Source organism: Affinirhizobium capsici, from assembly GCF_977018625.1.
Window position 1 is genome coordinate 1,212,587 of sequence record NZ_CDRNXD010000004.1, and the last position, 23,367, is coordinate 1,235,953.

26 protein-coding genes are annotated in these 23,367 nt (G+C 53.6%); 15 read left to right on the plus strand and 11 right to left on the minus strand.

Annotation, left to right across the window (positions count from 1 at the left end; translation table 11 throughout):
* Positions 1-48 precede the first annotated feature (48 nt).
* The 4 genes from AC0JZ1_RS09250 to AC0JZ1_RS09265 are packed head-to-tail and all read left to right on the plus strand — an operon-like array spanning position 49 to position 2,877.
* Positions 49-519: a RidA family protein gene (locus tag AC0JZ1_RS09250; RefSeq protein ID WP_471882088.1), complete on the plus strand. Its 471-nt coding sequence runs from the start codon at positions 49-51 to the stop codon at positions 517-519.
* Positions 516-1,247 carry a glycerophosphodiester phosphodiesterase gene (locus AC0JZ1_RS09255; protein WP_471882089.1) on the plus strand — a complete coding sequence of 244 codons (732 nt, stop codon included), beginning with the start codon at positions 516-518 and terminating at the stop codon, positions 1,245-1,247. The genes AC0JZ1_RS09250 and AC0JZ1_RS09255 overlap by 4 nt, the downstream gene beginning before the upstream one ends.
* Complete coding sequence (locus AC0JZ1_RS09260) at positions 1,244-2,416, plus strand: GNAT family N-acetyltransferase (RefSeq protein ID WP_471882090.1); 1,173 nt, start codon at positions 1,244-1,246, stop codon at positions 2,414-2,416. Before AC0JZ1_RS09255 ends, AC0JZ1_RS09260 begins: the two co-directional genes overlap by 4 nt.
* 32 nt (positions 2,417-2,448) lie before the next feature.
* Positions 2,449-2,877: an HIT family protein gene (locus AC0JZ1_RS09265; RefSeq protein WP_471882091.1), complete on the plus strand. Its 429-nt coding sequence runs from the start codon at positions 2,449-2,451 to the stop codon at positions 2,875-2,877.
* A 45-nt stretch (positions 2,878-2,922) separates the two neighbouring features.
* Here AC0JZ1_RS09265 and AC0JZ1_RS09270 read toward each other — a convergent pair whose 3' ends face one another.
* From AC0JZ1_RS09270 to AC0JZ1_RS09290, 5 genes are all read right to left on the minus strand, one after another.
* Positions 2,923-3,258 carry an AzlD domain-containing protein gene (locus AC0JZ1_RS09270; RefSeq protein WP_471882092.1) on the minus strand — a complete coding sequence of 112 codons (336 nt, stop codon included), beginning with the start codon at positions 3,256-3,258 and terminating at the stop codon, positions 2,923-2,925.
* Entirely contained in the window at positions 3,255-4,019 is a 765-nt protein-coding gene (locus AC0JZ1_RS09275; RefSeq protein ID WP_471883406.1) for an AzlC family ABC transporter permease, read from the minus strand. The genes AC0JZ1_RS09270 and AC0JZ1_RS09275 overlap by 4 nt, the downstream gene beginning before the upstream one ends.
* 171 nt (positions 4,020-4,190) lie before the next feature.
* Positions 4,191-6,722, minus strand: a complete 2,532-nt coding sequence (clpA, locus tag AC0JZ1_RS09280; protein ID WP_471882093.1) for an ATP-dependent Clp protease ATP-binding subunit ClpA — start codon at positions 6,720-6,722, stop codon at positions 4,191-4,193.
* Between the two features lie 9 nt (positions 6,723-6,731).
* Positions 6,732-7,085 carry an ATP-dependent Clp protease adapter ClpS gene (clpS, locus tag AC0JZ1_RS09285; RefSeq protein WP_471882094.1) on the minus strand — a complete coding sequence of 118 codons (354 nt, stop codon included), beginning with the start codon at positions 7,083-7,085 and terminating at the stop codon, positions 6,732-6,734.
* A gap of 238 nt (positions 7,086-7,323) precedes the next feature.
* Entirely contained in the window at positions 7,324-8,133 is an 810-nt protein-coding gene (locus AC0JZ1_RS09290) for a PopZ family protein (RefSeq protein WP_471882095.1), read from the minus strand.
* A 334-nt stretch (positions 8,134-8,467) separates the two neighbouring features.
* Here AC0JZ1_RS09290 and AC0JZ1_RS09295 point away from each other — a divergent pair, with 334 nt between their 5' ends.
* From AC0JZ1_RS09295 to sseA, 5 genes are all read left to right on the plus strand, one after another.
* Positions 8,468-8,683: a hypothetical protein gene (locus tag AC0JZ1_RS09295; RefSeq protein ID WP_471882096.1), complete on the plus strand. Its 216-nt coding sequence runs from the start codon at positions 8,468-8,470 to the stop codon at positions 8,681-8,683.
* Positions 8,684-8,767: 84 nt separating this feature from the next.
* Positions 8,768-9,082, plus strand: a complete 315-nt coding sequence (locus AC0JZ1_RS09300) for a hypothetical protein (protein ID WP_471882097.1) — start codon at positions 8,768-8,770, stop codon at positions 9,080-9,082.
* A gap of 185 nt (positions 9,083-9,267) precedes the next feature.
* Entirely contained in the window at positions 9,268-10,305 is a 1,038-nt protein-coding gene (locus AC0JZ1_RS09305) for a cysteine synthase A (RefSeq protein WP_471882098.1), read from the plus strand.
* 15 nt (positions 10,306-10,320) lie between these two features.
* Positions 10,321-11,058, plus strand: a complete 738-nt coding sequence (locus AC0JZ1_RS09310; protein ID WP_471882099.1) for an alanyl-tRNA editing protein — start codon at positions 10,321-10,323, stop codon at positions 11,056-11,058.
* A 33-nt stretch (positions 11,059-11,091) separates the two neighbouring features.
* Entirely contained in the window at positions 11,092-12,513 is a 1,422-nt protein-coding gene (gene sseA / locus AC0JZ1_RS09315; protein ID WP_471882100.1) for a 3-mercaptopyruvate sulfurtransferase, read from the plus strand.
* Between the two features lie 55 nt (positions 12,514-12,568).
* Here the strand turns inward: sseA and ald are convergent, their stop codons facing one another.
* The gene (gene ald / locus AC0JZ1_RS09320) at positions 12,569-13,687 is read right to left on the minus strand and encodes an alanine dehydrogenase (RefSeq protein WP_471882101.1); all 1,119 of its coding nucleotides are present in this window, start codon (positions 13,685-13,687) and stop codon (positions 12,569-12,571) included.
* A 156-nt stretch (positions 13,688-13,843) separates the two neighbouring features.
* On the opposite strand from ald, the gene AC0JZ1_RS09325 reads away from it, so the two are divergent.
* From AC0JZ1_RS09325 to AC0JZ1_RS09340, 4 genes are all read left to right on the plus strand, one after another.
* Positions 13,844-14,305, plus strand: coding sequence for an Lrp/AsnC family transcriptional regulator (locus AC0JZ1_RS09325; RefSeq protein WP_471882102.1), 462 nt, complete (start codon positions 13,844-13,846; stop codon positions 14,303-14,305).
* A gap of 309 nt (positions 14,306-14,614) precedes the next feature.
* Positions 14,615-14,974, plus strand: a complete 360-nt coding sequence (locus AC0JZ1_RS09330) for a PilZ domain-containing protein (RefSeq protein WP_471882103.1) — start codon at positions 14,615-14,617, stop codon at positions 14,972-14,974.
* Between the two features lie 146 nt (positions 14,975-15,120).
* Positions 15,121-17,109 carry a bifunctional 2',3'-cyclic-nucleotide 2'-phosphodiesterase/3'-nucleotidase gene (locus tag AC0JZ1_RS09335; RefSeq protein WP_471882104.1) on the plus strand — a complete coding sequence of 663 codons (1,989 nt, stop codon included), beginning with the start codon at positions 15,121-15,123 and terminating at the stop codon, positions 17,107-17,109.
* Between the two features lie 203 nt (positions 17,110-17,312).
* Complete coding sequence (locus AC0JZ1_RS09340; protein ID WP_471882105.1) at positions 17,313-18,062, plus strand: Crp/Fnr family transcriptional regulator; 750 nt, start codon at positions 17,313-17,315, stop codon at positions 18,060-18,062.
* A gap of 9 nt (positions 18,063-18,071) precedes the next feature.
* On the opposite strand, the gene AC0JZ1_RS09345 is transcribed toward AC0JZ1_RS09340, so the two are convergent.
* On the minus strand, positions 18,072-18,818 hold the full coding sequence (locus AC0JZ1_RS09345) for a Crp/Fnr family transcriptional regulator (RefSeq protein ID WP_471882106.1): 747 nt from the start codon (positions 18,816-18,818) through the stop codon (positions 18,072-18,074).
* Between the two features lie 126 nt (positions 18,819-18,944).
* Between AC0JZ1_RS09345 and AC0JZ1_RS09350 the strand changes: the two genes are divergently transcribed.
* The gene (locus AC0JZ1_RS09350; protein WP_471882107.1) at positions 18,945-19,220 is read left to right on the plus strand and encodes a hypothetical protein; all 276 of its coding nucleotides are present in this window, start codon (positions 18,945-18,947) and stop codon (positions 19,218-19,220) included.
* Between the two features lie 42 nt (positions 19,221-19,262).
* Here AC0JZ1_RS09350 and AC0JZ1_RS09355 read toward each other — a convergent pair whose 3' ends face one another.
* The gene (locus AC0JZ1_RS09355) at positions 19,263-19,628 is read right to left on the minus strand and encodes a hypothetical protein (RefSeq protein ID WP_471882108.1); all 366 of its coding nucleotides are present in this window, start codon (positions 19,626-19,628) and stop codon (positions 19,263-19,265) included.
* Between the two features lie 241 nt (positions 19,629-19,869).
* Complete coding sequence (locus AC0JZ1_RS09360; protein WP_471882109.1) at positions 19,870-20,838, minus strand: LysR family transcriptional regulator; 969 nt, start codon at positions 20,836-20,838, stop codon at positions 19,870-19,872.
* Between the two features lie 154 nt (positions 20,839-20,992).
* Here AC0JZ1_RS09360 and AC0JZ1_RS09365 point away from each other — a divergent pair, with 154 nt between their 5' ends.
* Positions 20,993-21,607: an FMN-dependent NADH-azoreductase gene (locus AC0JZ1_RS09365; protein ID WP_471882110.1), complete on the plus strand. Its 615-nt coding sequence runs from the start codon at positions 20,993-20,995 to the stop codon at positions 21,605-21,607.
* A 68-nt stretch (positions 21,608-21,675) separates the two neighbouring features.
* On the opposite strand, the gene AC0JZ1_RS09370 is transcribed toward AC0JZ1_RS09365, so the two are convergent.
* Both AC0JZ1_RS09370 and ilvA read right to left on the minus strand, forming a co-directional pair.
* Positions 21,676-21,999, minus strand: coding sequence for an HlyU family transcriptional regulator (locus tag AC0JZ1_RS09370; protein WP_471882111.1), 324 nt, complete (start codon positions 21,997-21,999; stop codon positions 21,676-21,678).
* Between the two features lie 22 nt (positions 22,000-22,021).
* On the minus strand, positions 22,022-23,272 hold the full coding sequence (gene ilvA / locus AC0JZ1_RS09375; protein ID WP_471882112.1) for a threonine ammonia-lyase: 1,251 nt from the start codon (positions 23,270-23,272) through the stop codon (positions 22,022-22,024).
* Between the last annotated feature and the right edge of the window lie 95 nt (positions 23,273-23,367).

Consider the following 23,367-nt stretch of genomic DNA (forward strand, 5'->3'; position numbering starts at 1 on the left):
CATGTGTGACGGAATCGCGTCAATTTTACAATCAAACAGGAGAACGAAATGTCCGCAGCGATCGATGACCGACTGAAGGAACTGGGGATTGAACTGCCTGTAGCGGCAGCACCAGCCGCCAATTATGTACCCTATACGTTAAGCGGGAATACGCTTTACATTTCAGGTCAGCTGCCGATGGAAAACGGTAAAATTGCTGTGACGGGGCTCGTTGGATCGGACGTCGATGTTGCCACGGCGCAACGCGCTGCAGAATTGTGCGCCATCAACATCCTGGCCCAAGTAAAAGCCGCGCTTGGCGGCGATTTGGGCAAGGTGCGCCGCGTGTTGAAGTTGAACGGTTTCATTGCATCCGCGCCTGGTTTCATTGAACAGCATGTGGTGATGAACGGAGCATCCAACCTTGTTGCGAACGTTCTGGGCGATGCAGGCAAGCATGCGCGCGCGGCGGTTGGAATGGCTGCCCTGCCCTTCAATGCCGCTGTCGAAGTGGATGCAATTCTGGAAGTTGAAGCATGAGTGCCGACGCATCCTGGATCAAGGATTTGCCGGTCGCGCACCGCGGCTATCACGACCAGAACAAAACTGTGTGGGAGAACACGCTCTCAGCATTCTCCCGCGCTGTAGAGGCCGGTTTCGCCATAGAATGCGACATCCAGCTTTCCGCAGACAGCGTACCTATGGTTTTTCACGATCACACGCTTGAAAGACTGTGCGGCATCAAAGGTGATGTACGCGAGAAGATGGCCTCGGAGCTCGGTCTTCTGGCGGTCGGCGGCACAGCTGATCGAGTACCAAAACTGCGCCAGATGCTTGATCTCGTTAAAGGCAAGGTGCCTCTGGTTATTGAACTCAAGGGCCGAAATGCGGAAGATGATGACGGCTTCGCTGAAGCGGTGCTGGAAGTGCTGGAAGGTTATCAGGGCAAGGTTGCTCTGATGAGTTTCGACCATCACCTCCTGCGTGAACTCAAGCGCCTAGAGGCCCCCTATCCTGTTGGCCTGACGGCCGAAGGTGCTGATCCCGAAACCTTCTTCAAACATGATGAAGCCATGCAACTGGGTCTCGATTTCATCTCCTATCATTGGTCGCATTTGCCAAACAGCTTCATAGATGCGCAAAGAGCCAAAGGAATTCCGGTCATCACCTGGACAGTGAGGGATGAAAAGGCGCGTGCGCATACCTATACTCATGCATATCAAATGACTTTCGAGGGGTTTGACCCCAGAGAGACACCGGCTGCATGACTGAAAAGCTCACCCTCCGCGTCGAAAAGTCCTTCCAGTCCATCGGCAGTGATCGATGGTCCACCCTGTCAGGCACACGGCGCGGGGGTGGGACACCCTACAACCCCTTCATTTCTCATGCGTTTCTTTCCTCACTGGAAGAATCCGGCTCTGCAACGGCAAAGTCAGGGTGGCTTGGTCATCATGTTTTGATGGAAACTGAGGCCGGGGACTTGTTGGGCGCCGTGCCAGCCTACCTCAAAAATCACAGCCAGGGTGAATATGTTTTCGACCACGGCTGGGCGGATGCGTTCGAGCGAGCAGGAGGGCAATATTATCCGAAGCTGCAATGCTCGATACCTTTCACGCCCGCTACAGGACCGAGACTGCTCAGCGCGGATGGGCAGGATGCGCCCAGGGTAAAGCGTAATCTGGCTGCCGGATTGACCGAGATCACCCGCCAGCTAGGTGTTTCTTCTGCTCATGTTACCTTCGCACCTGAAGCCGAACTCGGTTATTTCGGGGAGGCTGGTTTTCTTCATCGTACCGATCAGCAATTTCACTTCATCAATCAGGGGTATGCGAACCACGAAGAGTTCCTGGCCGAGCTTTCTTCTTCCAAACGCAAGAACCTGCGCAAGGAACGTCGCTCTGCGTTGGATAATGGAATCTCTATCGATTGGCTGACCGGCAGCGATTTGACTGAAGATATCTGGGACCAGTTTTTTACGTTCTATATGGATACCGGCAGCCGAAAATGGGGCCGTCCCTATCTCACGCGCAGCTTCTACTCGCTGATTGGCGAACGCATGGCGGAAGACGTGCTTCTCGTGATGGCAAAGCGCGAAGGCCGCTATGTGGCGGGAGCAATCAACTTCATCGGTGAAGACTGTCTCTATGGTCGCCATTGGGGCTGTGTGGAAGATCACCCTTTCCTGCATTTTGAGGTGTGTTACCACCAGGCGATTGATTTCGCTCTTGCCCATGGCTTGAAACGCGTAGAAGCCGGTGCGCAGGGAGAACACAAGCTGGCGAGAGGTTATCTGCCCGTGACGACCCATTCGGCGCATTACATCGCCCATCCCGGCCTTCGCCGCGCTATCGAAGATTATCTGGCACGCGAGCGGCAAGAAGTGGCTTATGCCAGTGAATATTTGACAGAACACAGCCCTTTCAAAAAGGGCGATTGACCTGCCTATTGAAAAGAGGAAGCGAAATTTCCATGAGTAATGCGACCTACGATCCCAACAACATTTTTGCAAAGATTTTGAAGGGCGAAATCCCTTCTCATAAGCTTTATGAAGACGAAGACACGTTGGCATTCATGGATGTTATGCCGCAGGCACCGGGCCATCTGCTGGTCATCCCAAAACATGGGTCTCGCAATATGCTGGATGCAGATCCTGCGGTGCTGGCAAAGCTTATGCCCGTGGTGCAGAAAATGGCGAATGCTGCCAAGAAGGCGTTTTCAGCGGATGGGATTTTTATTGCACAGTTTAATGAACCGGCGGCGGGGCAGACCGTTTTTCACCTGCATTTCCATGTCATCCCGCGTCACGAAAACCAGCCATTGAAACCGCACAGCGGCCAGATGGAAGATCAGGCCGTTCTGGCAGCAAACGCGGAAAAAATACGTGCAGCTCTTGCCTGATTGAACCTGAAGCTCCGAATTCAGCTCGGAGCTTCAAACCTCTACCTAGAGAAGCAAGAGCCCGGCTAGCAATGCAGCCAAGGCTACGACAACACATACAATGACCCGCTGCCCGGCCAGCAGAAATGCCGTGAAACCAAGCGCCACTGATCCTGCGCGCAGCCAAAGCGGGGAATCAGCAATTGTCCCTGTTGGGAAAACTACCAGTTTTGCAGTGACCGCCATGACAAGCGCAGTCGCCACCGCCCTCACCCATTGAAGACCTTCCGAATCCTCATCCAGCCGGTTTCCGGCCACCACGCCAAGCCAACGCCAGATATCTGTCGCCAGCCATCCGGCCAAGGCAATCACGAGATAGGTCCACCACCAGGCATCACTCATGGTAGCTCCTCCTCGACAGCCGGGCGTCCTGTTGCGAGCTTTCGTTTTCGAATGAAAAAGCGGTCGAAAAGGTAGGCCAAAGTGCCACCACCAATTCCCGCATAGATGATATCGAATTTTGGCTCGATCAGCGCCATGGTCGGCCCAAGCACGACGCCAACGATGAACGCGACCCTCACGACCGATTGGCGCGCACTCGCCCAGATCGATGCAAAAAAATAGATCGGCGTCAGCATAAACAAGGCGCCTGCCACCACCGGTGGAAACTGCGCCACGATGCCGTAGCATATCGCCACGATCCCACCGTTGATAATGGTGAGCGTGATGGCGAAGCCTCCGAAATAAGCAAGACGATTATCACGCGGTACATTGGGAACGTGCTGCATGGCAAAGACCCAGGATGTTATTGCCACAAAGTGAGAGAGAAAAAGCAAAAGCCAGGTTGGGCTTTTTTCGGTTCGCATTTCCGGCATGATCGAAGCCACCATGGGCATCATCCGGATGGAGGAAAGAGTAACAGCAAGAAAGCTCGCGGCAAGTGGCGCGCCGCCCGCCATGGTGCCGATCAAAATCATTTTGGCTGGTAGAGCCCAGACAGAGAGTGTCATGAAGACGGCTTGCGATCTCGTGATGCCGGATTCCAGCGCGAAAGCACTAAATCCCACAAAAGATGTCATTAGGATAATCGCTGGGATGGAAAAGATACCTCGCATACCGACCAGAAACCAGGTCAGGTTTGTGCGTTGGCTCACGTCTGTCATCGGCATTAGCAGAAATCCATGTCCATGTCCGCCAGAGAGATTCAAGTCTAATTAGGCGGATAGACCAATCGATTGCAGCCCAACTATTGCCGCCGCAATCACCTAGCAGAAAGCTGGATCACACAAAACTATGCCGGGGAAAATCCCCGGCATAGCGTGTTTCAGCAATTATCACTTCTTTTTCGGAACTCTGGGAACCGTGGAACCCTTGCGAGGCTTTGGCTGATCTTCCGTCACAGTCTCTGCATCGGTTGCCTTGGCCCTAGCGTCCTTGGCTTTGCCGTCTGACTTCGGGTCGTCTTTAGACTTGGCCTTCTTCGGCTTGGTCGCTGATGCGCTCTCTTCGTTTGCATCCTCTTCCGCGGCCTCAACCTCCGCCTCAGGCTTCGGCTGAACGGGAGCAGCCTCGGGAATGGATTTCAGCAACAGGCCGTCCTTGCCATCCTCTTGCTTGCCGACCGTGACCTGAACCACCCCGCCCTTGCGCAGAGCACCAAACAGGATCTCATTGGCCAATGGCTTCTTGATATGTTCCTGAATAACGCGAGACAGCGGACGTGCGCCCATGCGCTCGTCATAACCCTTTTCCGCCAGCCATGCGATTGCATCTTCATGCAGATCGAAGGTGACGTTGCGCTCGGAAAGCTGTGTCTCCAACTGCATGACGAACTTCTGGACCACCTGATGGATAACCTGCGTGGGCAGAGGCGCGAACGGAATAATGGCATCCAGACGGTTGCGGAACTCCGGAGTGAACAGGCGGTTCAACGCCTCCTCATCCTCACCTGTGCGACGAGATGAACCGAAGCCAATAGCGGCCTTGGCCATTTCGGCAGCGCCAGCATTCGTCGTCATAATCAGGATCACATTGCGGAAATCGATCTTCTTCCCGTTGTGGTCGGTGAGAGAGCCGTGATCCATGACCTGCAACAGAATGTTGTAGATATCAGGATGCGCCTTCTCAATTTCATCCAGCAATACAACTGAATGCGGGTGTTGGTCCACTTGGTCGGTCAGCAGACCGCCCTGATCAAACCCGACATAACCTGGAGGTGCACCGAGCAAACGGGATACCGTGTGCCGTTCCATATATTCCGACATGTCGAAACGAAGAAGCTCGACACCCAGCGAAGACGCCAGTTGTTTCGCAACCTCGGTTTTACCCACGCCGGTCGGGCCGGAGAACACGTAGGAACCGATCGGCTTGTTCGGTTCACGAAGACCCGCACGCGCCAGTTTGATGGCGGTCGAAAGCGCCTCAATGGCTTTATCCTGACCATAGACAACGGAGCGAAGTTCCTTTTCCAGGTTCTTCAGCACCATTTCATCGTCTTTGGAGACTGTCTTCGGTGGAATCCGAGCCATCGTCGCGATAGTGGCTTCGATTTCCTTCTCGGTAATCAGCTTACGGCGCTTCGAGGCTGGCAACAGCATCTGAGCAGCCCCCGTTTCGTCGATCACGTCAATTGCCTTATCGGGCAGCTTACGGTCCGAGATATAGCGGGCCGAAAGCTCGACAGCTGATTTGATAGCCTCATTCGAGTACCGCAGCTTATGATACTCTTCGAAATAGGGCTTCAGACCCTTCATGATTTCGATGGCATCATCGATGGAAGGCTCGTTCACATCGATCTTCTGGAAGCGCCGCACCAATGCGCGGTCCTTTTCGAAGAACTGACGATATTCCTTATAGGTCGTCGAGCCAATGCAACGGATTGCTCCAGATGAGAGCGCAGGCTTCAACAGGTTGGACGCATCCATTGCGCCACCGGACGTCGCGCCGGCGCCGATAACCGTGTGGATCTCATCGATGAAGAGAACTGCACCCGGATATTCCTCAAGCTCCTTCACGACCTGCTTCAGGCGCTCTTCGAAATCGCCACGATAGCGCGTTCCAGCGAGGAGCGTGCCCATGTCCAGCGAGAAGATGGTGGCATCAGCGAGGGCTTCCGGCACCTTGCCTTCCACGATTCGCTTGGCAAGGCCTTCCGCAATAGCAGTTTTACCAACGCCCGGATCGCCCACGTAAAGCGGGTTGTTCTTCGAGCGACGGCACAGAACCTGGATCGTGCGGTTCACCTCTGAATGACGACCAATCAACGGATCGATCCGACCGTTCTTGGCCTTTTCATTCAAGTTAACGCAGTAGGCGGTCAGGGCGTCCTGAGCTTTCTTGGCTCCGCCTTCTTCCTGTTCTCGGCCCGTCTTGGCTTCAGACTCGCCCTCTTCCGCTCCACGCGGAGGACGCGCCTGCGATGAACCAGGGCGTTTGCCGATACCGTGAGAGATGTAGTTCACAGCGTCGTAGCGAGTCATTTCCTGCTCTTGCAGGAAGAATGCCGCATGGCTTTCACGCTCGGCGAAGATAGCGACGAGAACATTCGCTCCAGTTACCTCTTCGCGACCGGAAGATTGAACATGAATAACCGCACGCTGGATCACTCGCTGGAACCCGGACGTCGGCTTGGAATCTTCGTCGTAGCCAGTGACCAGATTTGCGAGTTCGTTATCGATGTAATCGGAAACAGTCTTCTTAAGCGTTTCCAGATTGACGTTGCACGCCCCCATGACAGCCGCCGCATCGGCATCGTCTATGAGCGCCAGAAGCAGATGCTCCAGCGTTGCATATTCGTGGTGCCGCTCATTGGCGAAGGTCAGTGCCTGATGCAGCGCCTTTTCAAGACTAGGCGAAAATGTTGGCACGTGGGTTCCTCACTTCTTTTCCATGACACATTGCAGCGGGTGCTGGTGCTGGCGGGCAAAATCCATGACTTGACTTACCTTGGTCTCAGCCACCTCGTATGTAAAGACACCACATTCGCCCACACCATGATTGTGAACGTGCAGCATGATGCGAGTGGCAGCTTCACGATCCTTCTGGAAGAAACGCTCCAGAATATGGATGACGAAATCCATGGGCGTGTAGTCGTCATTCAACAAAAGAACACGGTAGAGATTCGGGCGTTTCGTCTTTGGCTTCGTGCGGGTTATGACCGACGTGCCCCGATTGGCCTGGTCTCCATCGTCATTCTTTTCGTCTTGCATCAAGATCGGCTTCGCGATCATCTTTCATCATTCCCCATTGTCCGGTCGCTTCCCTATCGTCCGCGTCACCCGAACATCAGTCACTTCTATTTAGTTCGTCACAACGCAATTTTAAGCCCCTCGCCGCCGTACGCAATCACTATTGCTCGAAGCGGTGGATCAGCCTCGCAAAACTGGCTTGCCTGGACCCTACGAAAAAGAAAAGCCGCGCGGATCAAACCCAACGCGGCTTTCTTAAATTCTGACGAGTGGAAACGGTTCAGCGGCGCGGGCCACGAGCAACGCGTTCAATCTCTTCGCGCACCAAACGTTCCACCAGCGTCGGCAGGTTGTCGTCCAGCCATTCGCGCAGCATTGGCTTCAGCATTTCCTTCGCCATGTCTTCAACCGTCTCACGTTCGAGGCTGTTTACGACCTCCGTCAATTCGTGGAACGAGCGAGCAATTTGAGCACCGGCCTCGTCCGAAAGCAAAGCCGTTGCCTGCTCGATACGAGCTGGCAGGCTCTCGGCAGCCGGGGCAGCCTCAACAGGCACCGATACCGCAACTGGTTCCGGCATTGCGGGCTGAGTTGCCGCACGTTCCTGGAACTGAGGTTGGCGGTCTACAGGCATTTGTTCGCCCTGATAACTTTCGATACTCACGGGGCGCGGTGCAGTGGGTGCGGCCCGCTCGACCATAGGCTCGTGCACGGCGCGTTGCGCCATGGGTTCCGGCACCCGGGTCGCAGCAGCACGAACACGCGCAGCAACATCGGCCAGTGACAGTGTCTTTTCCTGCGTAGGGGCAGCGGCAGCAATCTTGTTTTCCATCGTCATTCTCGAATGCTCGGCCCGCACGGTTTCAGCGAACGCATTGCCCGTATCATTGGCTGGCGCCTGACTCAGATAGCCTGCACCGTCATAATCCGACTCAATGTCAAAATCATCATCCTGATCAACATAGGAAGAAGCTTGCGCGCCCGTAACGGCTTCGCTTTCGGTGATAGGATCGTTGCTTTCAATAATCCTGCGGATGGATGCCAGAATCTCCTCCATAGAAGGTTCACGCGCAACATTTGGCTGAGCCATCATCATCCCCGATCTCGAATCTCGCAGTAGCACCGAGCTAAACCCCGGTTGCCGAATCACCGAAAGCTTACGCGAAGGTGGCCAAGGGTCACAATCCGACTGGCACCTCGCTTGCCGTGGATGCACAGGTTTATTGCGAGTTTCATCGTTAACCGCTCCGACAAAGACCTTGTTAAATGCAGGGCTTAATTCTGGTTTTGCGTACCAACGCCGATGCACTTTGCCGTGTAGTGTCACCACACGCATCAGTGACTTCCAACAGAGTCAACCGATTCGTTGACATCATGAGCAAAATCTATTAGAACAAAAGAAGAACATTCTATCGGAGATGCTCATGACCCGCGCAGAACAAGCCGTCAAGAATGCCCTTGCAGCCGTTGAAGCCGCACGCGCGTTGCGCCAACGAGATGCAGAGGAACGCCGAAAGACATTTCAACGGATAGAACTGGCCAGCCGTAAACCGCTCTATGTTCCAAAAGGGGTTCAGATGCGACTGGATCTGTCAGATCCTCATCCAGAGTCAGATCGTCCGCACCGCAATCATGGTTAATTTTTTTGGGAACAGGTGAGCGGATTACGTGTTCTTTCCTCGGGCGACGGAAAAGCCTTCAACAAAAAAACGAGGAGGAAGCACATGCTTTCCAAGATTCTTAGCGTATCCGTTCTTACCCTTGGCCTGGCCACTGGCGCCGTTGCACAGACAGCGATGACACCAAACGACCAGACAATGACCAACACGGATAACATGACCGGCACCGGCACGTACGGCGCAAACAACAATGCAGCCTCCGGCCAGGTTGTAGACCCTAACATGACCTATAGCACAAACCGGGATAGCGGCACCAATGCGCCCGGTCAGTTGACGACGCAGGACAGCCCATGCTCGGCACCTTCCGCAACTCCAACTGAAGGCTCCTCTACGAGCCCAGTCAACCGCACCCAGTGCTAATATAATTTATCAGCACTTCCTTGAGAGGGGTGGTCATCGGCCACCCCTTTTGCGTGCAACACCTCTTTTCCAAATACGACGACGAATTTGCGCCAGACCGTAAGCTTGGGAGCATAGATTTGCTTGCCGAAGTGCGTATTGCATGAAAAAGCAGTGAGATTGAATTTGATACGAAGGATTTGTCGATGACCGTTCATTCATCCGTGCTGAACGTGATTGGAAACACGCCATTGCTCCGGCTCAAGGGGCCGTCTGAGCGTACAGGTTGCGAAATTCTCGGTAAGGCAGAGTTCCTAAACCCCGGCCAATCCGTGAAAGATCGCGCGGCGCTGTTCATCATTCGCGATGCAGAGCGAAAGGGGCTTTTGCGTCCGGGCGGCGTTATTGTCGAAGGAACGGCAGGCAACACAGGTATTGGCCTCACGCTGGTCGCCAAGGCCCTTGGATATCGTACTGTCATCGTTATTCCTGAGACGCAGAGCCAGGAAAAGAAGGATGCGCTGCGCCTCCTGGGTGCCGAACTGGTAGAGGTCCCAGCCGTACCTTATAAGAATCCAAACAACTACGTGAAAGTTTCCGGTCGCCTCGCTGAGGAGTTGGCCAAGACGGAACCGAATGGCGCGATCTGGGCAAACCAGTTTGACAATACTGCCAATCGTGACGCGCATATTCACACCACCGCGCCCGAAATTTGGGGCCAGACTAACGGCAAAGTCGATGGCTTTATCTGCGCTGTTGGTTCTGGCGGAACGCTGGTCGGCACCGCAATGGGGCTGCGAGCAAAGAATCCAAATGTGAAGATTGGCATCGCAGACCCGGAAGGTGCAGCACTCTACGAGTTTTATAAGAATGGCGAGCTGAAATCCGAAGGCTCATCTATCACAGAAGGCATCGGCCAAGGCCGCATTACGGCGAACCTCGAGGGCTTCACGCCAGACTTTGCCTACCGAATTCCTGATTCCGATGCTCTGCCCATCGTATTCGATCTCGTTGAAAGTGAAGGCCTTTGCCTTGGAGGCTCATCCGGCATCAATATCGCAGGTGCCATCAAGCTCGCTGAAGATCTGGGGCCGGGCCATACAATCGTGACGATCCTGTGCGATTACGGCAATCGATATCAGTCGAAATTATTCAATCCGGATTTTCTAAAGTCCAAAGGCTTGCCGATCCCGCAGTGGCTGGTACAAAAAAGCGATATCGCCGTTCCCTTCCAGTCCGCATAAGTGAGTTCTGATCGCATGAAAACCGTAGCCCTTTACCGAGACGATTTCTATCTTTCGACAGCAGAGGGTACGGTCACCGCCATTCATGAGGATGGCGGCATAGAGCTCGACCAAACCTGTTTTTATGCAACGTCCGGCGGACAGCCGGGCGATACCGGCTTTTTGGAACGAAGCGATGGAACAAGAATTTTGCTTGGTCCAACGCGTCATGGTGAAAGCAAGGACATCATCATCCATGTCCCGCTAGCAGACCAACCTCAGCCGCAGGTGGGCGAGAAACTTGTTCTGCATGTGGATTGGGCGCGGCGTTACAAGCTCATGCGCATGCACACGGCCTGCCATCTTCTCTCGGTAGTCTGCGAATATCCCATTACCGGTGCGGCAGTGGGAGAAGATGAGTCCCGCGTTGATTTCGACATGTCAGATGTCATTGACAAGGACGAGGTAACTGCCAAGCTCATGAAGCTGGTTAGCGAAAATCATCCTGTCTATACGCGCTGGATTACGGATGAAGAATTACTGGCCAATCCTGAGATTGTAAAATCGAAGAATGTGCGGCCCCCGGTTGGTTTAGGCCGCGTTAGCCTCATCTGCATCGGTCAGGATTCCAGCGTTGACAGCCAGCCCTGTGGCGGCACACATGTTTCCGAAACCCAAGAGGTTGGAGCGATTCACATCGCGAAGATCGAGAAAAAGGGTAAGGAGAATAGACGCTTCCGCCTTCGCTTCGGCACCCCTGCTGAAACGGCGTGATCCTCATTTCTCCTGCCCATCAGGAGGAAGAACATGAGCGCTGAAAAGAGCCGTTTTGTCGTATCGAGCGATTGGGTGCAAAAGCAGCTCGGCACGCCCAATTTCCGCGTTATCGATGCCTCGTGGTATTTGCCCGCGCAAAAGAGAAATGGTGCCGAAGAATATTCGCAAGGCCATATTCCAGGTGCCGTATTCTTTGATCAGGATGCCATAGCCGATCATTCAACCGGCTTGCCTCACTCCCTTCCCTCGCCGGAATTTTTTGCTGCCGAGATGGGCAAGCTGGGGATTGCCGATACTGACGTGATTGTCGTGTATGATGGTCCGGGCTTTTTCTCCGCACCCCGCGTTTGGTGGATGCTTCGCGCCATGGGCGTAGAAAAGGTCTATGTTCTGGATGGCGGACTGGACGGCTGGAAGAAAGAGGGCTTGCCGCTTGAGACCGAGGCTGTGGAGCCGGAAGTGGCTACATTTACACCTCGGTTTCGCGGTCGGCGCGTCACCAGCCTGAATGAAATGCGCGCCATCGTGGACAGCGGCTCTGCACAAATCATCGATGCGCGCGGTGCTGGCCGCTTTACGGGCGAAGAGGCAGAGCCTCGTGCTGGAATGCGCTCCGGCCATATGCCCGGAGCTCGCAGCCTTCCCGCTGGCTCTCTCTCCGAAAACGGACAATTGAAGGATCTGGACACCCTTCGCAACATGATGGACGAAGCGGGCATTGACCTCACTCGCCCAGCCGTCACCAGCTGTGGCTCCGGTGTAACCGCAGCCGTCGTTACGCTTGCGCTCGAATCCCTGGGCCACACCAATAACTCACTTTACGATGGTTCCTGGTCCGAATGGGGTGGGCGTGATGACACCCCCGTGGTCACTGGTCCTGCGGATGCGATTGAACGGCCGGTTCATGGCCCGATAAAAACACGTATTACTCAATTAGAAATGACGGCACCGCCTCGGCAGAGCTTGCCTATGCCGGTAAACCTGCAAACTGCGCTCATGCGAACGCAGAATATTCCGCTGCACTACTACCGCTATCTCTATCGCCAGATTGGCAAGCGCTGGCATTGGTACAATCGCCTTCGGATGAGCGACGAAGAGCTTGCGGCACAATTGCATAGCGATAAGGTTTGCCTGACCGTACTCTATGTGAACGGCGCTCCGGCTGGCATGTTCGAACTGAACCAGTTGGACGATGATGTTGTGGAACTGTCCTACTTCGGCCTTTTCGAACATGCGCTCGGTCTTGGCATTGGCAAATGGTTCCTATTGCAGGCGCTTTATTCAGCGTGGCAAATGAACCCATCGAAGGTAACCGTTTCTACCAACACACTCGATCATCCGCGTGCGCTGCCGCTCTATCAGATGATGGGCTTTGCCCCCGTCAGTACCAGCGAAGCCTGGGTTGAACCCATGTCTGATGCGGAACTTCTGGCTCTTGCAAAGCGTGATTAGAGATTTGGAAGCCGCTGTGATTGGTCAAATCACAGCGGCTTCTGAGGCAATGCTATCAAGCGACGTTGAGCAGGCTTTCTGGCGACGTCACATCATAGCCAAGAGCTTCTGCAACCGGCTTGTTGGTGACCTTGCCACGATGAATGTTCAGCCCGTTGCGGAGGTGACGATCCTCTGCGATGGCGCGCAAGCCTCTATCTGCAAGCGCAAGCCCGTGCACGAGCGTTGCGTTGTTGAGTGCATGTGCCGAAGTCACCGGAACAGCGCCGGGCATATTGGCAACACAATAATGGATCACCCCATCCACTTCATAGGTTGGGTCCGAATGGGTGGTGGCATGCGATGTCTCGAAACACCCGCCCTGATCAATAGCGACGTCGACAATGACGGCGCCCTTTTTCATGCCGGTCAGCATATCACGCGTCACGAGCTTGGGCGCCGCAGCACCGGGGATGAGCACTGCACCAATCACCAGATCAGCTGAAAAAACCTCTTCTTCCAGCGCATCGATGGTGGAGTAGCGCGTATGCACGCGGCCATTGAACATCTCGTCCAACTGCCGAAGCCGAGGAAGAGAGCGATCGAGAATGGTGACGTCCGCGCCAAGACCAACGGCCATTCTGGCTGAATGGAGACCGACCACACCGCCGCCAATCACTGTCACCCTTGCAGGCAGCACACCGGGCACGCCACCAAGCAGAATGCCGCGCCCACCATTGGCCTTCTGCAGCGCAGTTGCTCCTGCCTGGATAGCAAGCCTTCCCGCCACTTCCGACATCGGCGCAAGAAGCGGCAAACCACCGCGCTCATCTGTCACAGTTTCATAAGCCACAGCTGTCACGCCTGATGCGAGCAGACCCTTCGTCTGCTCCGGGTCGGGAGCGAGGTGTAAATAGGTGTAGAGAATTTGCCCTTCGCGAAGCTGCGCCCACTCTGATGGCTGTGGTTCCTTGACCTTCACCACCATATCGCAACGTTCGAAAATTTCTTTTGCCGATCCAGCGATTTTGGCACCGGCTGAAACATAAGCTCCGTCGTCAGCCCCAATTCCGGCACCGGCCTTCGTTTCGATCAAAACTTCATGACCATGCGCCACATATTCGCGGACGGCGCCGGGGGTAAGCCCGACGCGATATTCGTGGTTCTTGATTTCTTTCGGACATCCCACGCGCATATTAAAACCTCTCCCGTTGCATGGCAGCCGTTTCTTCCCGGCAGCCCATACACTGCAACAAAAAATCGTCAGAATGTCCTTGCGAATTTTGGCGAAGAGCCTAGCAAATTTCGAGATTTATTGCGTAATTAAGCAGTTCCACCGTGGATTTTTCGAATGAATGAACTGGATGCTATCGATCTTTCGATCATGAAGGCTCTGCAGGCTAATGGGCGGATGTCGAACGCCGAACTCGCCCAGAAGATTGGCCTATCCGCTTCCGCCTGTTCACGCCGTCTGGATATGCTGGAAAAACACGGCGTTATCAGCGGCTACCATGCGCGGCTCTCGCACAAGGCACTCAATTACACGCTGATGGCAGTAGTTCACATTTCTCTTTCCGGCCAAAGCGCCAAGGCGCTGTCGGAGTTTGAGGCAGCCGTGAAGCTATGCCCCAATATCCTTGTCTGCTACCTCATGTCCGGCGAGTATGACTATATCCTTCGCGTCGCGGCGAAGGATCTAGCGGACTATGAACGCATCCACCGCGATTGGTTATCGGCCCTGCCGCATGTTGTGAAAATCAACTCCAGCTTTGCTCTTCGAGAAGTCATTGATCGTCCGAATATCGGCCTTTGATTCTTCCCAAGGGGCGGAAACTCCGAGCATCCAGGGGTTGCACCGGTTACCAACTCCAGATTTTTCTTTTAGTATATTCGCATATTAAGCTCATGTAACTTGAGCAATTGCATGATAATTTCATAATATAGACATTCATTACTGAAGTATTTTTCTGTTTTTCACCAACAACAAAACACCGGCTAAGCGCGAAAAAACACGCATAACAGCCAAATCATTCAAATTTCAGCGCAGGAATTTACCTAGCTTTAAATCGCATTTCACACGCTTACACAGAAGCAACTGATTTAAAACAGGAATTTCTCACATATGGCAAACGGGACAGGTGATGGACGGCGCGCTGAGCGCATACGTTGTAACTTCCGCAGTATTGTCTATTACGTTGACGAGGTTGTGGATGCTTCTGTATTGGATATATCTAAAACCGGTCTTTGCTTGAACATGCGAGGGTGGATATCAGCAAAACCCGGTGCAACCATTAGAATTCGTTGTAATGAATTGGGTCTCATCGAAGGTACAATACGATGGTACCGGGCTGGTAAAATTGGGATTCGGCTCGCTGAGAGTTCAAACACGCAAGCCCAAGTCGCATCGTTCTTCAAACATTATTACAAGCCACAAGCACAAGTCTCGTTGGCACCGGCGAGAATGGCCGTTGGCCGCCGATAATCCTTGTTAGAAGGAAATTGCGTTTTCTTGATGAGATTGCATCGAAAATGGACAACTGAATTAGATATTAATAACTGTCATTTTCCTGATGCGTTGCCGTGGCAAGCACCCTAAACTTGCGCTGCAAACGACTGAGGGAGTTCTCCATGTCATTCCTGATTAAACCACCCGCCATGACCCGACGCTCACTCCTGAGCCGCATAGCTGCAGGATCTGCGCTCGTCATGCTCCATCCATTCGCGGCACGCGCTGCCGCCAATCAGGCACATCTACGCATCATGGAGACGACTGATATTCATGTGAATATCATGCCTTACGATTATTATGCTGATAAGCCGAATGACACGATGGGCCTGGCACGCACGGCCAGCTTCATAGATCAGGTGCGTTCGGAAGCTGGCAACTCCATGCTGATCGACAACGGAGACCTTCTTCAGGGTAATCCGATGGGCGATTACATGGCCTATGAAAAGGGTATGAAGGCTGGCGACATCCATCCTGTCATGAAAGCTATGAACGCGCTCGGTTACGATTGCGGCACACTCGGTAACCACGAATTCAATTATGGCCTTGAATTCATGTTCAATACGCTGAACGGCGCCAAATTCCCGATCGTTTGCGCGAACCTCACAAAGGGGCAGCTAGCATCTGACCCCAAGAAAGACGAGCTGTTTTTCAAACCCTATGTGATCCTCGAAAAGCAGATCAAGGACGGCGCTGGCAACACATCGCCAGTTAAGGTTGGCTTCATCGGTTTTGTGCCGCCGCAGATCATGGTTTGGGATGCCAAGAACCTCGAAGGCAAAGCTCAGACGCGCGACATCGTGCAGGCCGCCAAGGCTTGGGTTCCGGCTATGAAAGAAGAAGGTGCGGATATCGTGATCGCCCTTTCCCACTCCGGTATTGATGGCACGGGCCAGACCGAGCGAATGGAAAACGCTTCGCTCTACCTTGCGGGCGTTGAAGGCATTGATGCGATATTCACTGGTCACCAGCATCTTGTCTTCCCCGGCCCCAAGGATTTCGAAGGCGTGCCGGGCGCGGATATCAAAAAAGGAACACTTCAGGGCAAGCCAGCCGTCATGGCGGGCTTCTGGGGCTCACATATGGGCTTGATCGATCTGCTGCTGGAGAAAGACGGCAAGAACTGGAAGGTCGTAGATTTTACCACAGAGGCCCGGCCCATCTACCACCGCGATGAGAACAAGAAACTCGTCGTTGATGCAAAGGACAAGCCGGAAATCGTCGAGGCAGTAAAGCCTGAGCACGAGGCAACATTGGCCTATGTGCGCCGCCCGGTCGGCAAAACCTCCGCCCCGCTTTATTCATATTTTGCCTTGGTGGCGGATGATCCATCCGTACAGATCGTGGCTAATGCTCAGGTTTGGTATGTGAAGAACCTTTTGAAGGAAGGCCAGTACAAGGATTTTCCGGTACTTTCCGCCGCTGCACCTTTCAAGGCAGGCGGGCGCAATGGACCGGAATATTTTACCGATGTTCCGGCTGGCGATATCGCGATCAAGAACGTTGCCGACCTCTATCTCTATCCCAACACGGTTCAGGCTGTTCTCGTCACGGGAGAGCAGGTCAAGAATTGGCTGGAAATGTCAGCGGGCATGTTCAACCAGATCGAGCCTGGCGCAAAGGATGCGCCACTACTCAACACAAAGTTCCCATCGTACAATTACGATGTAATCGACGGAGTTACCTATCAGATCGATCTGTCGCAACCGGCAAGATTTGATAGTGACGGCAAGCTCGTAAACCCGAACTCGCACCGCATCGTAGACCTACAGTTCAACGGCAAGCCGATTGATCCGGCAGAGAAGTTCGTCGTGGCCACAAATAACTACCGCGCTGGCGGCGGCGGCAAATTCCCAGAAATCGCAGCTGATAAAGTTATTCTCGTTGCTCCCGATACAAACCGCGATGTAGTTGTTCGCTACATCATGGATCAAGGCACGATCAATCCGTCTGCAGACGCAAACTGGTCATTCAAGCCATTGGCAAATACCAGCGCCGTATTTGAAAGCGGGCCAAAGGGACGCCAATATGCGGCATCTGTAAAGGGTGCAAAAATCGAAGATGCAGGCGATGGTGCAGAAGGCTTCGCCAAGTTCCGCCTCGTTCTTTAAGATACGTCCTCCGCAAAGTTCCTTGATAAAGTGCAATTTCAAATGAGCGCCGCCGGTCACCCCGGCGGCTTTTTTTACCCCGGAATTCGTCTGCCAGCGTACCCAAAAACAACGGCAATCAGGCGGTGCTATAGGGAATAACTATCTGAATCAATGAGCGCATTCGGTCAGAGCATTTGGCTCGCGGCCAGCCAGCGAGAGCCATGTCCGTCATTCGTCAGTCACATATCCCGAACAGACTCATTGAACTGTTGCCGGCTTCCGAATTCGAGATGCTTGCAGCCCATTTTGAAAAAATCGCGCTCCCACGCGGCTTTGTCATCGTGCGCTCTGATGCGCCCATCGATTACGTCTATTTCCCCACTTCAGGTATCGGCTCCGTCGTTACCATTTCGCCTGAAGGTCATAAGGCTGAGGCAGGAATGGTCGGCAGAGAAGGCTTCGCGCCCACATCCGGTGGGGTTGGCGGCACCATCAGTATCCATGAGGTTTTGATCCAAATGGAGGGAGAGGGCATTCGAATTTCGGCAGGCGTGTTGACAAGCCTATTGCCACTTTGTCCAGTTTTCTCAAACCTGCTGGCACGTTTTATCCATGTCTTCGGCTCGCAGACGTCCTTCACAGCCCTATCCAACGCGGTGCACACCGTCGATCAGCGCCTCGCCCGTTGGTTGCTCATGTGCCACGATAGAATGGACGGTCACGAAATCGCGCTCACGCATGAATTTATATCGCTCATGTTGGCGGTGAGGCGTCCAAGCGTCACCACTGCCCTTCACATCCTGGAAGGACAAAAGCTGATCCGAGCCGAACGAGGGCGTATATCAATCAGAGATCGCGCCGCGTTACAGATCTTCGCCGGAGATGCCTATGGCAAGCCGGAAGAGGAGTATGACAGATTGATTGGTGGTCTTTCAGTTACAGATGCTTCTGCAACACCGGCGCTTGCCTGAGCGAGATCGTCAATGCTTGACGACCTCTACTGCTTTAGTGCGTTCTCCCATACCTTCGAAAATATAAGATAGGCGCTCTGAAGGACCATATGAGTCTTCGGCAAAGCTTTCCATCGCGGACCTATTTCGAATGGTAATCAAGCCACGCTCGGAACGAATAAAGCCTCGCCCCTCCAGCATGTGCAAAGCGGTGGTGACACTAGGCCTACGCACAGCCAACATGATGGCGATAAATTCATGCGTCAACGCGATTTCGTTCGTATCAACCCTATCGTGGCACATCAGCAGCCAACGGGTCAGCCGCTCCTCAACAGAGTGAATTGCGTTTGAAAGAGCCGTTGAAGCGACTTGCGTTGAATAGGCCACTGACGCCGTTTGGATCACATGTTGAAAGGCAGTGGAGTCTGCCATGGCTCGGTGAAATCTCTCGACCGGCATAACCCAGGATGTGCTTTCCACTTGAATAGTGATTTCGTTGATGTTGCGGGTAATGCCACCAGCGACCCAGGGTGGGAAGAAGCCTTCGCGGCCAATCAAACCCGCCTCCGCTCGCTTGCCGTTTGGAGAAACTGCAACCACCGAACCAATTCCGGATGTGGGAAAGTAAACGAAATCTGCGACATCATTCAGTTCGCAGACCAAGCGACCGTGCGGAAGTTCCACCAGTTCCAAACCATCGGAAAGCATGTTCAGCTCTGCAGCAGGCAGGCTGGAAAGCAGATAGTTCCGTGATGATTGCGGGTTAAGTTGTAACATCGTTTTACCTCCACCATGCGCAACAGGAACTAACATGTTCCCATCCGCAACGTTTCCACTGTCGTACGCTACCGTACCGGAACCTCCCGTGGCCGGTTCCATTGACGAATGAACAAGGAGTGGACGATGACACGCGGCAACGCCGGCCCAGACCCGCTACAATCCCAAGAACTATTGGCTCTTTTAGAAAGTTCCATGCCGATCATAGAGCGGATGGCGTCTCGCTATTTTCAATCTCCTTCCGATGCGCAGCGTCTGACTGCAGAAACGCGAGATGCCGCTAAAAAGTTCATCACCAGAGGAGAGAATGTTGAAGACCTGCGGTTAGCACCGGGCGTAGGTTACTGGCTGTTCAGGCTCATGCATGAAGCAGCCCGCTCCAGATTGGACCAACATCGCTAGTCTCTGATACTGAGCGTCCTGATTTTATAACCGGCGCGCGCTTTAATGAAATGAGCGGTCCTGATCTTCATCAGAACCTTCTTGCGCTAAAGCCGAAATAGCAGCTTTGATATCGTCCTCTGCTGCGGTCAAAAAGTAAGGTCGGCTTGAACCTACGGCGGTTCGTGAATTCACCACGAATAGAAATGGTACGTCGAATGTCATGAGACGCTCGGACAGCCCGAACAGTTCTACTGAATCAAGCCCAATATCTAGCAACACACCACCGGCCCGGCGCGCTATTTCATCGCTCACATCCACGCACGAGACTGGACCGAGTAATGTAACGCCTGCGGAAAACCATGCCCGCTTCACCTCATCCGATACGAAATCGGGAGGTCCAACAACAATGATCTCAAAGCACGGCACCCGGATAAAGCCTCCTCGGCTTCGATCTTTAGACAATATTACGCCAAGCCTCGATCGCCGGATCAACGTAGTGCAAAATCTTCATCGGCGGCTTAGCACCCCTATAAGATACGACGTTTCGACGGCGAACTTACAGGGAGATAAGCCGCGAAAACGATTTAAGAATCTTCTATTTAATAGAAGTCTTCAAAGCCACTGGGGCCATAAGTTAACAGCAGAGAAATTGTTCCTGCAGGCAATCTCACTCAGCTGCATCTTTTTTCGCGTGTGTGCGAGCATGCTTTAGAATTGAGATCATTGCAGTCTTGTCCGGGCACTGTCTCAAGCGTGCGCCGAGTGCCTCTATAAGCCATGCAGTGGCTGGCCCAGGTGGGTTTGCTATCTTGTGGATCGCATAGAGCGGATAATCACCGGTTTCATAGGCGTCAATGTCAAGAGAGACCAGTCGACCGCTTGCCAGATCTTCACGAATAAGCGCTGCAGGAAGGCCACCCCAACCAAGACCGCCGCGGATCAGCTGATGTTTCGTTGCAATATCTCCTACCCGCCACACCTTGTAGGACAGGACGTTGAAATCTTTGCCTTGCGTGAGGCCGGAAGCGTCCGTCACCACGAGCTGCACCTCTTCACGCACATCACGCAATTCGATTTTCCGCTCAAGCTGAGCCAGCGGGTGTTGCGCCGCGGCGACGGGAATCATGAATGAATGTCCAAGTTTCTCCACTGACAGGCGATCATCAGATTTTGGCAGCGGTCCTCCCACCCCCACCGACGCGCGGCCGGAGGAAACCATATCCATCACCATTCCCAATTCACCGGAACCGAGGCTAAGCGCGACAGAAGGAAAGCGTTTGCCGAACTCTGAAAGTGTATCAATGACAGCATCGACCGGCACCATATTGCTGATGGCAAGCGAAACTTCCGCTTCAAGACCATGCTTCAGGGATTTGGCCCTTGCTCGCATCACCTGCAAATCCGACACCAGACGGCGCGCATCCGCGAGGATGGCCCTACCCGCCTCCGTCAGCTGAGCACGCCGAGATCCGGTACGCTCGAACAGCATGACTTCCAACTGCGCCTCCAGATTAGAGATCGTGTAGCTCACCACGGATTGCGCACGATTCAACTGTCTTGAGGCTGCGGAAAAACTTCCCGTTTCTGCAACAGTCAGAAAGACCTGTAACTGATCGAGTGTGGGATTGGCGTCCATTTTGACCATCCAGAGTTTCGATGGATAACTTCGAGATTATCTCGATTTTATTGATAGCTGTCCATCACTATGTTGCATCGCAAAGGCGAAGCGCTCTCACGCTCGCTTAGTTGCCACTCCACCTGGTGAAGGCGGAATATACAAGGAATTCAACATGTCTAAGCTCCTCCTCATCACGTCCAGCCCTCGCGGCGAAGAATCCGTTTCCAACAAGGTTTCCCAAGACCTTGCAGCAGCTCTTGCTGCGAAGACTGGCGCTGAAATCGTACGTCGCAATTTGGCAGATGACCCAATTGCGCATCTGGATACCGTCACTACCAATGCTATTCGCAAGGCTGCGGACCAGCGCGATGCGGCCGAAGCTGCCGCGGCTGAAGTTTCTGATAAACTGGTCGCAGAGCTATTTGCTGCAGACCATATCGTCATCGGCACCGGCCTTATCAACTTCAACATTTATTCCGGCTTGAAGAGCTGGATCGACAACATTGCACGCGCTGGCGTCACTTTCCGCTACACCGCAGAAGGCCCAGAAGGCCTGGTCAAGGGCAAGAAGGTCTACATCGTTCTGGCTGCTGCTGGCGTCTATTCCGATGGACCTGCGGCGGCACTTAACCACGCAGTGCCTTACCTGAAAACAGTTCTCGGCTTCCTCGGCATGACCGATGTAGAAGTGCTTTATGTTGAAGGTCTCGCCTTCGGCCCAGAAGCTGTTGAAAAGGCAATGGCTTCTGCGGAAAGCCGCACCAAGGAACTGGCGCAAGCCGCCTAAGGAACGCTTCCCCTAAAAGCGTGACGAAGAAAAGGGCCGTGGTGCAAGCCTCGGCCCTTTCCTATTGCTCACGTAGCGCGCTGCTCAACGCCATCTGCAAAGAGCGATGCGCCGTTCTGATCGATAATCTGACGTGCCTTGCGGAACGTGCATTCCAGCGCATCCTCTTGCGAGGTAAACACGTCAGCACGGATGAATGTACGAACGAGCGTTTTCCCATCCACATCCTTCTCTATTCTGCCGGCGAGGCGCAATTGAGAGCCTTCGCGCATCGGTTCGGCATAGATTCTACAGCCTGCATGTTCCTCCGGTTCAACCTTCGCGGCAGGTTTGGCAGCCTGCTCTCCCCCGCCGGAAAAGATGGAAGCAATCTTGGAAAAAATGGATGACATGCGTTGCCTCGCTCAAGCGTGATTAGATGATCAGGTTCGCTAGGATTTCATTCTCAGTTATATCTTCAAAGCCTAATCCGGCAGCATCGAAGCGTTCAATCAAACCCGCAAAGTGACTGGATTCTGACGTCTCAATCCCAATGAGGATCGAACCAAAGTTTCGAGCGGATTTCTTTAGATATTCAAACCGGGCAATATCATCATTCGGGCCGAGAAGATTAAGAAAATCACGCAGCGCTCCGGGGCGCTGCGGTAGTCGAAGAATGAAATACTTCTTCAATCCGGCATAGCGCATAGCGCGCTCTTTCACATCCGGCAGCCGTTCAAAATCGAAATTGCCTCCAGAAACGACTGCCACGATGTTCCGGCCCCTCAGCATCTCAGGAGGCATCGCCGATAGAGCAGCGAGCGAAAGTGCACCTGCCGGTTCCAGAACCACACCTTCAATATTCAGCATTTCTGTGATTGTAACGCAGATGGCATTCTCTGGAACGGTCATCACCTTCTCGGCAGAAAACCGCTTGAGCGCGTCAAAGTTCAAGTCGCCAATGCGCGCCACGGCGGCGCCATCAACAAAATTATCAACTTTCGATAGGGTCACGGGATGGCCCGCAATCAAGCTCTGCTTCAGGCTCGGTGCGCCTGCCGGCTCCACCATAACAAAGCCTTCGTCGGCAATCCGATCTTTGAAATAGGTGCTGATGCCGGATGACAGACCGCCGCCGCCCACCGGCATAACGATCAGGTCCGGAAGAATTCCATCCGGCATCTGCTGTTCGATTTCAGCTGCAACGGTTGCCTGCCCTTCGATAATGTCTGCATGGTCGAAGGGTGGGACCATCGCTCCACCTGCCTGCTCCACAAATTTCCGGGCTTCCGCATAGCACTGGTCGAAGATGTCGCCTACGAGCCGGATCGAAATAAACTCACCGCCGAAAATACGGGTCTTTTCAATCTTCTGCTGCGGCGTCGTGACCGGCATGAAGACGACACCCTTCACCTGGAAATGGCGGCAGACAAATGCAAAACCCTGCGCGTGATTACCCGCAGAAGCACACACAAATGTCTTGTGGCTCTCGCCAGCAGCGATTGCTTTACGAAAAAAATTGAACGCACCACGAATTTTATAGGATCTCACCGGCGAAAGATCCTCCCGTTTGAGGAAGACATTGGCGTCGAATTTACGGCTCAGATGTTCATTCAACTGAAGAGGCGTTTCCGGAAAAATCTCCCGAAGCGCACCCATTGCCACCGTAACTGCCTGTGATGTCATTGCAATCGATCCATGCCGTTCAAAATCATTCCGCTATGCCACAGGTCGCACACAGATAGAACCCCTGCCTCGCCACTGCTGTGGACTCATCATCT